Below are 12,831 nucleotides of genomic sequence, written 5' to 3' on the forward strand. Positions count from 1 at the left end.
CTGCCTCGATGACGTTACCCTGAGTCCTTGCGCGGCGCCCGCCCAGCACACGGCCCACTCATCGACGCATCCAGCACAATACCGGCCATGGCCGCACGATGCCTGACCAGGAAAGCGCTGAAAGAATGATCCATCTCACTTCCACAGACTCTATCAACGCCCCCATTCAAGGCCAATGGGAGCCAGGCTTGATCGTGCTGTCATGCCTGGTGGCGTGGCTCGCCGCTGGGCTCGGCTTGCTGATCGGCGAACGCATGCAGGAAGCCGATAGCCGCCTACGACGCGGCGTCTGGTTGATCGCCGGCGCCGGTATGATGGGGCTTGGCGTGTGGAGCATGCATTTCACCGGCATGCTGGCCCTGCGTCTGCCGCTGCCCATGCAATACGATGTGGGGATGACGCTCTTGTCGCTACTCCCCGCCGTTCTCGGCAGCGGCTACGCACTGCGCATCATGGCCCAGCCCATCGCAACCCTGCGCTACTCCGTACTGGGTGGATTGGTGTTAGGAGCGGGGATCGGCACCATGCACTACTTGGGCATGGAGGCCATGCGTATGCCCGTCGCCGTGCGCTACGACGCAACCCTTTTCTTCATGTCACTCGGCGTCGCGCTCGTACTCGGCATGGTGGCAATGCTGGCCCACCGCTACTGCGTGCGCCATCGACGCCTGACACACCTCGATCGCCGGTCATTCGGGGTCGCCGCCTGCATTGCATTGGCCATCAGCGGCATGCATTACGTCGCCATGTCCGCCACGTATTATCTCCCGGTACCCGCGCCTCATCATATGGTGGAAACATCGACCTCGTGGCTCGCCATCAGTGTCAGCGGTGTCGTGACACTGTTATTGCTGGTCGCCGCGCTGAGTGTCGCCATCGACCGGCGCCTGCAGCGTCATGCCCGTCAGTCGACGATGTCGCGCGAGCAGTTGATGGAAGTCATCGCCGCGATCAATGACGCCTTCCTGCTGTTCGATACCCAGGGCCGGATCGTACTCAGCAATCGGGCCTTCACGGCCATGACCGGCTACACCTCCGCCGACATTCAGGGCCAGCTTCTGTCAGTGCTCGAGCACTCCCATGAAAGCGCCCGGATCCATCGCGATATCCGCCGCCACATCATCGACAGCGGACAATGGCAAGGTGAGATCAAGGCGCGACGCAAGGACGGCCAGGCGTTTCCCGCGCGCTTGAGCGTCAGCTGCGTCGAGTACAGCCACGGCGCCACCCGCCATTACGTCGCCACGCTCCACGATCTGAGCGCGCGCCGCGAGGCGGAGGCAAAAATCCATCGCCTCGCCCATCACGACACCCTGACCGACCTGCCCAATCGCCAAACCCTTTATACGCGCCTCGACGCCGTGCAAGCCGCGAGTCACACGCGGGGACAAAGCGGTGCGCTGATCATGCTCGACATCGACAATTTCAAGGCACTCAACGACTCACGGGGTAATGCCGCCGGCGATATGCTGCTGCGCCATGTGGCACGCCGTCTCAAGCGTTTCGCACGCCACGAGCATGACCTGGCACGCCTGGGCGGCAACGAATTCGCCTTGGTGGTGAGCGGCTTGCCATCCGATCGCAGCGCCGCCATTGCCGACTTGCAACACCACATGACCACCGTGCGACAAGTCATCGGCGGCGTGTACGATCTCGACGATCATTCACACACTACGACGCATAGCCTGGGCGGGGTGTGGTTCGGGGACGACGACGTGGCCACGGACGAGCTGGTCAAACGCGCCAGTCTGGCACTCTCGCGGGCCAAGCAGGACGGTGGCAACGTGAGTCGCGTCTTCCATCCCGAAATGGAATCCGCCTTCCAGGATCGCCTATTGCTGGAAGCCGAGCTGCGCCAGGCTATCCATGACGAGCAAATGCGCTTGTACTACCAACCCCAGGTCGATGCCGAAGGCACCATCATCGGGGCCGAAACGTTGATCCGTTGGCAGCATCCCGAACGTGGCATGATCTCCCCGGGCGCATTCATTCCCCTCGCCGAAGAAACCGGCTTGATCGTGCCCATCGGACAATGGGTGCTGGCAAAGGCATGCGAACGGCTGGCTCGCTGGGCCACCGATCCGGCCTTGGCCCACTTGCAGCTGTCCGTCAATGTCAGCGTGCACCAGTTTCAAAAGCACGACTTCGTCGCCCAGGTGCTGGCCACGCTCGCCGAGCATCAAGCGCCGCCCGAACGCCTGACTCTGGAGCTCACCGAAAGCCTGCTACTCGCCAACGTCGAGGGCGTCATCGAGAAGATGATGCAGCTCAAGCACCATGGCGTGAGTTTTTCTTTGGATGACTTCGGCACCGGTTATTCGTCACTGGCCTATTTGAAGCGCCTGCCGTTCAATGCCTTGAAGATCGATGTTTCCTTCGTGCGGGATGTTCTGGTCGAGGCCAACGATGCCGCTATCGTCAAGACCATCATCGCCCTGGCCGACAGCCTGCAACTCAAGACTGTGGCCGAAGGCGTGGAAACCCTGCCCCAACGCGATTTCCTCGCGCGGCTCGGCTGCCATCATTACCAGGGCTATTACTATGGGCGCCCCAGCCCCGTCGAGGCTTTCGAAGCGCTCGTCACGCCGCTGCCCGCACAGCACACGACACTCAAATAAGCCCCATCACGCCACGCACGGCGTAGTATCCGCCCACCAGGGTGACCAGCCAGCGCGTCCAGCCGCGGAAGCTCGCATCGGTGAGCCGCTTCAGGATGGCGTTTCCCGAACGCGTCCCCAGGAAACTCAAGGGAATCGCCAGGGCGATCCAGCCCCACTGTCCCCGCTCCAGTGATAGCACCGCCTGGAAATAAAACACCACCTTGATGGTATGCGCGATGACTTGAATCGCCGCCTTGGAGGCCACGACCGTGCGCCGATCGAGCCGCGTGCGCACGAAGCCGATATCAATGGTCGGCCCCGACACCCCGGCGGCGATGGTCAATCCACCGGCCACCAGGCCACACAGGATGGCATCGGCGGGACGCGAGACATCGAACCGGAACCAGCGACGCGGCAACCACACCAGGACCGGCATGACCCCGATCAAAAGCAACACCACATTTTCGCTGGGAGTGTAACGAACGCTGGCTAGCAGCAGCGCCGCGATCACTACGCCCAGCACGATCCACGCCACGATGCGCCAATCGATATAATGCCGTGAGAGCCAGGCACGCGAGGCGTTGGAGCCCATTTGGATGATGCCGTGCACGGCGATGGCCGTGGTCGCCGGCATCCACACCAGCAGAAAGCCCATCAGGATCAAACCGCCCGCCATGCCGAAGACGCCGGAAAGCGCCGAGGCAAAAAACACCACGCCGAGAAACACCAAAGAAAGAGGAAACGTCATGCCTGTCCCAAATCGCCCCCGTAGCGCCTATTAATCAGCAGCCGCATTCACGCCCCCTCACAGCACCTTGAGCGTCGGCCAAGCGTGTCCCGGCCGCGCCACCAGGGTGTCACGCAATGCCTCACCCGCCATCCCGCTGGTCAGCATCACATCGAAGGTCTCAAGGTCAGCGAAAAACGCCGGGCGCACCAAATCGAGCTTGCTCTCGTCGACAACGAGAATGCGCTGCACAGCGGTCTCCAGCGCCACCTGCTTGGGCACCACTTCGTGGAAATGAAAGCAGCTCACCCCCTTATCGACATGTACCCCCGCAGCGGAAATGAACGCCTTGTTGATACCCAGACGGCGGATCGCGGTGACCAATTCCTCACCCCCGAAGGACTGCGACACGGGGTAATAAAGCCCGCCAAGCAATACCAGACGTACGTGAGGCAGCGCCATTTTCTCGATGGCATTGGCGACGTTGAGCGCGTACGTCACCACCGTCAGTGGCATGTCGGGATCGAGTTGAGCGAACAACGGAATCAGCGTCGTGCCGCAATCCACGAAGATCGTGTCATCGGCCTCGATCATGCGCGCCGCTTCATCACACATGCGCTGCTTGGCCTGCGCGAAGCTATCCTGCTGAGTGGCAAAATCATATCCGGTGGACACCTGCGGATGCTCGGCCAGCAATAAACGCCCGCCTAGCGAGACGATGGTGTCCTGGCTGGCGGCGATGTCGCGGCGTATGGTCATTTCCGAGACTTGGCAGCGCTGAGCGGCCTCGGCGATCGGCAGCATGCCTTCCGCGCGCAAGGTGTCCTGTAGCCATTGAAGGCGTGCCGCACTGCGGCTATTCATTTCCAATATCTCCGTCGACACGCCGGTCAACGAGCGTTGCTCGCCATCCCCCGGCACATTTTGTTAGCTTAGCCACAAAATTTCTGTTAAAAAAATAACAAAGGCATCCCAACAATAAAGATAAGGACATTACCATGCCAGCGTCTTTTTGCGTGTCATCCGGCGCATTCGCCGCCCGCGCGACCGACTCATCGACCCATGCACCGGCGCCAGGTGCATGCATACCACTCGGGGACTCACGCCCATGACCGACCTCACGTCCACCGCCCGTCAGGCGCTCAGCCTGATGGATCTGACCTCGCTCAACGACGATGACGACAGCGCCCAGATTCAGGCACTATGCCGCCGCGCCGACACCCCCGTCGGTCATCCCTCCGCACTGTGCCTGTATCCAGCCTTCATCGAGGACGCCCAGCGCGAACTCGACGCCCTCGGCCTGACCCGACGCGTGCGCATCGCCACGGTGACCAATTTTCCCGGCGGCGCCCCCAATGCCGAGCGCGCGGCGCGCGAGACACGCCTCGCCGTAGCCGCCGGCGCCGACGAAGTCGACGTGGTCTTTCCCTATCGGGCTCTGCTCGACGGCGCGTCCGATGTCGGGCGTCTGCTCGTCGAGGCTTGCCGTGAAACCTGCGGTGGTGCGACCTTGAAGGTCATCCTCGAGAGCGGCGAACTCAAGGACCCCGCCCTGATCCGCCAAGCCGCGGAAATTGCCATTGCCGCCGGTGCCGACTTCATCAAGACCTCTACCGGCAAGGTCGCCGTCAACGCCACCCTCGAATCCGCCGAGATCATGCTCGAAACGATTCGCGACAGCGGCCGCGACGTCGGCTTCAAGGCCGCCGGCGGCATTCGCACCACCGAGGACGCCAAGGCTTATCTCGAGCTGGCCGCGCGGATCATGGGCGAGGACTGGATCAGTCCCGCACACTTCCGTTTTGGCGCCTCGGGGTTGCTCGATGCCCTGCTCACCACTCTGGAAGTCGGTGAGGGCAAGGCACCCCAAGACGGCTACTAGGCACCGTCCGAAAAGTACCCGCGCTCACTGGCAGACATCGATACTCAACGGCAGACATCGACAATCAACGACAAACAACAACACGGTTATCGCCATGCTGATTCAAGACATCCTCCGCCGTAAGCGTGACGCCGAGGCCCTCGACGCCGACGCCATCCACACCTTCATGCGCGGCGTCACCGATGGCAGCGTGGGCGACGCCCAGATCGGCGCCTTCGCCATGGCGGTCGTGCTCAATGGCATGAACCGCGAGGAGGCCATCGCGCTGACCGAGGCCACCCGCGACTCCGGCCAAGTCCTGCGCTGGAACGACCTGAAACTCGACGGCCCGGTGCTCGACAAGCACTCCACCGGCGGCGTGGGCGATCTCGTTTCGCTGGTGCTGGGGCCGTGGATCGCCGCCTGTGGCGGTCACGTGCCCATGATCTCAGGACGCGGGCTCGGCCACACCGGCGGCACGCTGGACAAGCTCGAAGCGATTCCCGGCTATAACGTCACGCCCGATGACGGCGTCTTCCGCCAGTTGGTGAAAGACGTCGGTGTGGCGATCATCGGCCAGACCGGCACGCTTGCCCCCGCCGACAAGCGCTTGTACGGCGTACGCGACGTGACCGCCACGGTGGAATCGCTGCCGCTGATCGTGGCCTCGATTCTGGGCAAGAAACTGGCCTGCGGCCTCGATACTCTGGTGATGGACGTCAAGGTCGGCAACGGCGCCTTCATGCCCACCGCCGAGGCCTCACGAGAACTGGCCGAGGCCATCGTCGCCATCGGCAGCGGTGCCGGCACGCCCACCAGCGTGCTGTTGACCGACATGAACCAGCCGCTGGCCGACTGCGCCGGCAATGCCCTGGAAGTGCACGAAGCACTGCGTCTGCTGAGAGGAAAAGGTCGCGATAGCCGTCTCTATCAGACTACCCATGCCCTGGCCACGGAAATGCTCGTGCAAGTCGGTCTCGCCAACGATGCCGCCGACGCCGCCACGCGCCTGGAAACCGCGCTGGCCTCAGGCGAGGCACTGGAACGCTTCTCGCGCATGGTGCATGGCCTCGGCGGCCCGAGCGACCTGGCCGAACGCCCCGAGCACTATTTAGCGCCCGCGCCCTTCGCGACCGATGTCGTCGCCCCTCGGGCCGGCACCGTCAACGCCATCGACACGCGCGCGCTGGGGCTCGGCGTGGTCGAACTGGGCGGCGGGCGTCGCAATGCCGGTGATGCCATCGACCATCGCGTCGGCCTCTCGCATATCGCCGCGCTCGGCCAGCGCGTCGAGGCCGGCCAACCACTATTGCGCCTCCACGCCGCCAGCCAAGCCGACGCCGAGGCCATCAGACGCCAATTGGATGCGGCCTTCACCCTCGGCGAGGAAGGTAGCGTCGCGCCCGCGTCACCGATCCACGCCACCCTGCGTAAGGAGGATCTGTCATGACCCGCGCTGTTCTATTAGTGCTTGATTCCTTCGGCATCGGCAACGCCCCGGATGGCGCCGCCTTCAGCGATGCCGGGGCGGATACGCTAGGCCATATCGCGCGTCACCGTGCCGCTGCCGGCCGACCGCTCGCGTTGCCCAATCTAGCCAGGCTGGGGCTCTATCACGCGCACCATCTCGCCACCGGCGAGTGGGCCGAGGGCATCACGCCCCCCGAGACGCTCGACGGCGCCTACGCGGCGGCGTCCGAGATTTCCTCAGGCAAGGACACGCCCTCCGGGCACTGGGAAATCGCCGGCGTGCCGGCGCTGTTCGAATGGGGTTACTTCCTCGATAAGACGCAGAGCTTCCCACCCGACCTCTTGGAAGCGCTGATCGAGCGCGCCGACCTGCCCGGCGTGCTGGGCAACTGTCACGCGTCCGGCATGCCGATACTCGAGGAACTTGGCGAAGAACATATCGCAAGCGGCAAGCCGATCGTCTACACCTCGGCGGACTCGGTATTCCAGATCACCGCCCACGAGACCCATTTCGGTCTCGACCGCTTGTACGCGCTGTGCGAAATCGCCCGTGAGCTACTGATGCCCTACAACATCGGTCGCGTCATCGCGCGCCCCTTCGTCGGCGAAACGCTGGACGCCTTCGAGCGCACCGGCAACCGCCGCGACTACGCCATCGAGCCCCCCACGCCGACCTTACTCCAAAAGCTGCACGACGACGGCGGCACGGTATTGGGCGTAGGCAAGATCGGCGATATCTATGCCCATTGCGGCGTTTCGAAAGTGCTCAAGGCCCACGGCCATGACGCGCTGTTCGACGCGACGCTCAAGGCCATCGATGAAGCAGGCGATCGGACGCTGGTGATGACCAACTTCGTCGACTTCGACACGCTCTACGGTCACCGGCGCGACCCTGACGGCTACGCCGCAGCCCTGGAGGCCTTCGACCGGCGCTTGCCGGAAGTGCTCGCCAAGCTGCGTCCCGAGGATTTGCTCATTCTCACCGCCGATCACGGCAACGACCCGACCTGGACAGGGACCGACCACACCCGCGAGCAAGTCCCCGTGCTCGCCAGCGGCGCGAACTTGGCGCCGGGGCCGTTGGGCGACGATGCCGGGCGTCTGGCGACCTTCGCCGACATCGGCCAGAGCCTGGCGACGCATTTCGGTCTCGCGCCCATGGCCCACGGCAGTGACTTCCTAACCGACTCCACCACGACGACAACAGGAGACTGATGCCATGTCGACGCCGCACATCGATGCCCCCGCAGGCGCCTTCGCCGAGACCGTGCTCATGCCCGGTGACCCGCTACGCGCCCAATTCATCGCCGAGACCTTTCTCGACGACGTGGAATGCGTCAACCAAGTACGCAACATGCTCGGCTTTACCGGCACCTACCAGGGCCAGCGCATCTCGGTGATGGGCAGCGGCATGGGCATCCCCTCGATCTCGATCTATGCCAAGGAACTGATCACCGAGTACGGCGTCAAGCGCCTGGTGCGTGTGGGTTCCTGCGGCGCGGTGCGCGACGATGTCGCCGTCAACGACATCGTCGTCGGCATGGGCGCGTGTACCGATTCCGGGGTCAACCGTACGCGCTTCAAGGGCCACGATTTCGCCGCCATCGCCGACTTCGACTTGACCCGGCACGCCGTCGACGCTGCCCGTGCACGCAACACCCCCGTCAAGGTCGGCAACCTGTTCTCGGCGGACCTGTTCTATTCGCCCGACGATGCCCTGTTCGAGCTCATGAAGCGCCACGGCGTGCTCGGCGTCGAGATGGAAGCCGCCGGCCTGTATGGCGTCGCCGCCGAATTCGGTGCGCGTGCGCTGACCGTATGCACGGTCTCCGACCATATCCTCAAAGGCCAGGCGCTCGATGCACACACCCGTCAGACCGGCTTTCACGAGATGATGGCGATCACCCTCGAAGCCCTGCTCCGCGACGCGGGAGAAACCACCCATGGCTGAAACCTCCCCCGCGCCGCTTTCCGATGCGCTGCGCCAAGCGTTGCTCGAGACGCGCGAGCGCGCTTATGCGCCCTATTCCCGCCATCCGGTGGGGGCCTTGTTGATTGCCGAAAGCGGTCAGCATTACCTAAGCTGTAACGTGGAAAGCGCCAACTACAAAGGGCTCTGCGCCGAGGCCGGCGCCATTAGCGCGATGATTGCGCAAGGCGAGCGCGAGATCGCCACGCTCTACGTCATCGGCCCCGGCGAACACCTTTGCACCCCTTGTGGCGACTGCCGCCAGCGCATCCGCGAATTCGCCACCCCGGCGACCGTCATCGTCGTCCTCGACGGCGATGGCGCGCTACTCAAGCGCTATACCATGGAGCAACTGCTGCCCGACTCTTTCGGCCCGGAAAATCTACCTCCATCGTAAGGCAGACAACGGATACTCGGACTACCCGCTTACCCAGAACGATGCGCGTCGCCATGACGCGCACGCCATGAACACACGCATACCCTCATTACCAGACAACATCTCATCGTAATGCACCGTGTATCGGTAGGCTGACAAGCCATGATATTGGCGCATGAAGCCACACGATAACGATAAACGGAGGCTGGGTGATGCCAACATCGCTACACCCCTTGGTTTACTGGCCAACCTTCCTGTTGCTGCTCCCGGATGAATTGCTGGAGAAGTTCCTTGGCTGTCAAAAGAGAATAATTTCCCAGGCTGATTGCATCATTTGGGATGTCAACATTTAGCCACTTAATACCTTGTACGATTCTGCGTACAACGATCTACCGCATCGAAAGCAAAAATCATTGCGGGTGTTATTTATTGTAAATTAATGAAAAGTTATTAACTAAATGAACTCGGTGGAGTCATCAATGTCAGGCTATACAAGGATATAACTTGCGACTATTCGAATAGTCGTAAATTATTCGGTGTGCGTGACGTCTTATTCTCCAAGAGCAAACAAGGTCTTCTAACCATGCAGTTTCATGAACGCGTTCTCCTTGAGAATCAGGCCTGGGTCGAATCAATGCTGAGCCGGGATCCCGACCACTTCGAGAGACTACAATCCGGTCAGTCCCCCGAAGCGTTCTGGATCGGCTGTTCCGATAGTCGCGTCCCGGCCGAACAACTGTGCAACGCCTCACCGGGAGATCTGTTCGTGCATCGCAACGTGGCCAACTTGGTGGCCACCGAAGACCCGACGTTTCTGAGTGCGCTGGAATACGCCATTTCCGTCTTGGGGGTACGCTATATCATCGTTTGTGGCCATGAAGGCTGTGGTGGCGTGGGGGCCGCCTGCTCGGGCGAATCGACCGGCCTGGCATATGTCGATGCGCATCTGAAGCCTGTCGTGGCGCACTACGAAAGGGTGAAGAACGAGCTATCCAAGGCGCCCGACGAGGCCAACCGGGTCAACGACATGGTCAGGCGTCACGTCGCCGCACAGGCCGACCATCTGGCCGATTTGGATCTGGTACGCAACGCCGAGCAGCCGCCGCTGGTCGTCGGTCTGGTCTATAGCCTGGACCGTGGCGCACTGGAGCCGATCTGTGAGCGCACGCAAGCGGCGGTCGCCTGAAGGCCACTGTGGCCAGCCGAGCCGCCCAATGCCCCGCTAACGAATTTTCAAAGTTCCGGCGTCTGGTCCTGCCAAGCGCCCTAACGAGTCTTTTCCATGTCCAGCAACGCTTCGTTTTTCGATACCCGGTACCTGGGGCGCGACATACGCGCCGGCGTGGTCGTGTTCTTTGTCGCCATACCACTGTGTCTAGGCATCGCCATTGCCTCGGGCGCACCGCCGCTGGCGGGCCTGATCACCGGCATGGTCGGGGGGCTTATCGTCGCTCTCGCCAGCGGCTCGCCGCTATCCGTGTCGGGGCCTGCCGCCGGCCTGACAGCCATCGTGCTCGGTATAATTGAGCAATACGGCTATGGCGGCCTACTTTATGCGACCGTACTCGCCGGCCTGATTCAGCTCGGCCTCGGTTTTGCCCGCATGGGCATCATCGGTGCCTTCGTGCCTTCGGGCGTGATCAAGGGCATGCTGGCCGGTATTGGCTTGATCCTAATCGGCACCCAAGTACCGCTAGCCATCGGCCACGGGGCCGATACCGAGGCCGGCATCACCACGCCAGGACTGCTCGCCGATGGCTTCTCGCCGATGGCGCTGACCATCACGCTCGTCTGTCTGGCGATTCTGGCGTTCTTCGAGACACCGCTGGCCAAGCGCTACCCTAAGCTGGCGATCGTACCACCGCCACTGTTGGCGGTAATCGTCGGTGTGCTTATGAGCTTGGCCATGCAGGCGTCTGGGGCTGGCTTCGCGTTATCACCCGAGCAGTACGTCAGCCTGCCCGATCTGGAAGGACCCGCCTCGCTGCTGGCGTCGCTGGAATCCCCGGATCTGAGCTATTGGCTGGCGCCGGGCATCTACCTATCGGCCATCACCATTGCACTGGTCGCCAGCCTCGAGACGCTGCTCAGCGTCGAGGCCGTCGACGAAATGGACCCGATGGGCCGCAAGTCATCGACGCATCGCGAGCTGTGTGCTCAGGGCATGGGCAATACGCTCTGTGGTCTGATCGGCGGCCTACCGATGACGGCGGTGGTCGTACGTAGCTCAGCCAACGTCCAGGCCGGCGGTCGGACCCCTCTGGCCAGCTTCGTGCACGGCTTACTGCTGCTGGTGTCGGTGGCGTTCCTGGCCTTCGCGCTGGAGACGATACCGCTGTCCGCACTGGCCGCGATCCTACTGTTCACCGGCTATAAACTGACCAAGCCGGCGCTGATTGCCACGCAGTATCGCGCGGGTTGGCAACGGTTCATCCCATTCGTCGTGACCATCGTCGCGATCCTGGCTACTGATCTATTGATCGGCGTGCTGATGGGCATCGTGGTGGCACTGTACTTCCTGATCCGGGCTCACTATCGCTCAGCCATGTCGATGACTATGCAGGGCGATTTCGCGCTTCTGCGTTTCAACAGCGAGGTCTCGTTCCTCAATCGACAATCGCTGCGCCACTTCCTGTCGCGGGTACCGGACGACGGTCATCTGGTGGTCGACGCCTCGGCCACTCAATTCATCGATCCAGACATCCGCGAGGATCTCACACATTTCATCGGTGGAGCTCCCAAACGCGGCATCACGGTGGAACTGCGCGGCCTGGATCGTCATACGGCAACTTATACAGAGGCCCACAAGCGTCGAGCGGCCGAGCCCACATCGGCCCAAGATACCCACTGGGATGGCCATCAGGCCAAACCGACCTGATCACCGCGCTACCGGGGCCCTTAACGCGATAATCGCTCAGGGCTAGCGCGAAAGCGCCACACTGTCTGGCAGCGGCTTCGGCGAACGCCCGACAGCGTGGCGCAACTATTGCCTGGCGTCTGCGGACCAGAGATACCGCGGAAGATGGCGTGGATGCCTTGCGGCGCTGGCTCACCAGATGCCTCCCACGCCGACAGAATCGGTAACAACCGGCCGGCGCTGATTTCCTCGTGAATCAGCCAGGTCGGAAACCACACGATGCCTTGGCCTTGCAAAGCAAGCCTCGAGCAGACTTTCCGCGTTATTGCTACGCAAGTTGCCCCGCAACTCCCTGGCACGGTACTTGCGCGCCCCAGGATCGCGGAAATACCACGGCTGTTGGCCACATGTGCCCTTGTAGATCAAACAGTTGTGCTCCGACAATGCATCAGGGGTCGACGGCACGCCCCAGCGTTCGAGATACCCCGGCGAGGCACACACCACGAAGTGCTGATGCACCAGTCGCCGCGCGACAAGACTAGAGTCGTTCAGGGCACCCACACGCACCACGACATCTACGCCTTCCTTCACCGGATCGATGAAGGCATCGTTTGCCTGAGCAATACGCGGCGTCGGGCTAGTCAGGCCGAGGCTGCTGCCGCTGGATAGTCGTCAACGCAGCGGCTCAAGCAGAGCATTGAGCCCGTTGTGGTCGACTTCGTGCATCAAGGCGAGTAGCCGCCCGATCTCGCCGTTGGGGAAGCCCTGCCGAGCGAACCAGGCAAGGTAGGGGCCCGGTAGGTCGGCGATCAGCCGGCCTTCATATTTGCCGAAGGGCATCTTGCGGGTGGTGAGCTGTTGCAGATCTTCAGGGTTCATGAAAGCGCTTCTCGCGTAACGGCTCGAAGTAATCATGCTAACGGATGTAACGATGCGCGTCGCCATGGCGCGCATGCCATGCGTCACACGCA

12 protein-coding genes are annotated in these 12,831 nt (G+C 62.4%); 8 read left to right on the forward strand and 4 right to left on the reverse strand.

Going from position 1 to position 12,831, the window contains the following annotated elements:
• Nucleotides 1-125: 125 nt before the first annotated feature.
• Complete coding sequence (locus OP494_RS15715) at nt 126-2,618, forward strand: EAL domain-containing protein (RefSeq protein WP_280542213.1); 2,493 nt, start codon at nt 126-128, stop codon at nt 2,616-2,618.
• Here the strand turns inward: OP494_RS15715 and OP494_RS15720 are convergent.
• Nucleotides 2,611-3,348, reverse strand: coding sequence for a sulfite exporter TauE/SafE family protein (locus OP494_RS15720; protein ID WP_280542216.1), 738 nt, complete (start codon nt 3,346-3,348; stop codon nt 2,611-2,613). The genes OP494_RS15715 and OP494_RS15720 overlap by 8 nt on opposite strands.
• 57 nt (nt 3,349-3,405) lie before the next feature.
• Entirely contained in the window at nt 3,406-4,191 is a 786-nt protein-coding gene (locus tag OP494_RS15725; protein WP_280542218.1) for a DeoR/GlpR family DNA-binding transcription regulator, read from the reverse strand.
• A 244-nt stretch (nt 4,192-4,435) separates the two neighbouring features.
• Between OP494_RS15725 and deoC the strand changes: the two genes are divergently transcribed.
• From deoC to OP494_RS15760, 7 genes are all read left to right on the forward strand, one after another.
• Nucleotides 4,436-5,209 carry a deoxyribose-phosphate aldolase gene (gene deoC, locus OP494_RS15730; RefSeq protein ID WP_280542220.1) on the forward strand — a complete coding sequence of 258 codons (774 nt, stop codon included), beginning with the start codon at nt 4,436-4,438 and terminating at the stop codon, nt 5,207-5,209.
• A 94-nt stretch (nt 5,210-5,303) separates the two neighbouring features.
• Nucleotides 5,304-6,638, forward strand: coding sequence for a thymidine phosphorylase (gene deoA, locus OP494_RS15735; protein ID WP_280542222.1), 1,335 nt, complete (start codon nt 5,304-5,306; stop codon nt 6,636-6,638).
• Nucleotides 6,635-7,873 carry a phosphopentomutase gene (locus OP494_RS15740; protein ID WP_280542224.1) on the forward strand — a complete coding sequence of 413 codons (1,239 nt, stop codon included), beginning with the start codon at nt 6,635-6,637 and terminating at the stop codon, nt 7,871-7,873. The genes deoA and OP494_RS15740 overlap by 4 nt, the downstream gene beginning before the upstream one ends.
• A 4-nt stretch (nt 7,874-7,877) precedes the next feature.
• Nucleotides 7,878-8,609, forward strand: coding sequence for a purine-nucleoside phosphorylase (gene deoD / locus OP494_RS15745; protein ID WP_280542225.1), 732 nt, complete (start codon nt 7,878-7,880; stop codon nt 8,607-8,609).
• Complete coding sequence (gene cdd / locus OP494_RS15750) at nt 8,602-9,024, forward strand: cytidine deaminase (protein WP_280542227.1); 423 nt, start codon at nt 8,602-8,604, stop codon at nt 9,022-9,024. Before deoD ends, cdd begins: the two co-directional genes overlap by 8 nt.
• A 562-nt stretch (nt 9,025-9,586) precedes the next feature.
• Nucleotides 9,587-10,189, forward strand: coding sequence for a carbonic anhydrase (locus OP494_RS15755; protein ID WP_280542229.1), 603 nt, complete (start codon nt 9,587-9,589; stop codon nt 10,187-10,189).
• Nucleotides 10,190-10,285: 96 nt separating this feature from the next.
• Nucleotides 10,286-11,881: a SulP family inorganic anion transporter gene (locus tag OP494_RS15760; RefSeq protein WP_280542232.1), complete on the forward strand. Its 1,596-nt coding sequence runs from the start codon at nt 10,286-10,288 to the stop codon at nt 11,879-11,881.
• Between the two features lie 171 nt (nt 11,882-12,052).
• Here the strand turns inward: OP494_RS15760 and OP494_RS15765 are convergent, their stop codons facing one another.
• Nucleotides 12,053-12,430: a LysR substrate-binding domain-containing protein gene (locus tag OP494_RS15765; protein WP_280542234.1), complete on the reverse strand. Its 378-nt coding sequence runs from the start codon at nt 12,428-12,430 to the stop codon at nt 12,053-12,055.
• A gap of 102 nt (nt 12,431-12,532) precedes the next feature.
• Nucleotides 12,533-12,739, reverse strand: a complete 207-nt coding sequence (locus tag OP494_RS15770; RefSeq protein ID WP_280542236.1) for a DUF3820 family protein — start codon at nt 12,737-12,739, stop codon at nt 12,533-12,535.
• Between the last annotated feature and the right edge of the window lie 92 nt (nt 12,740-12,831).

The organism is Chromohalobacter sp. 11-W, assembly GCF_029889905.1.
Taxonomy (GTDB): Bacteria; Pseudomonadota; Gammaproteobacteria; order Pseudomonadales; family Halomonadaceae; genus Chromohalobacter.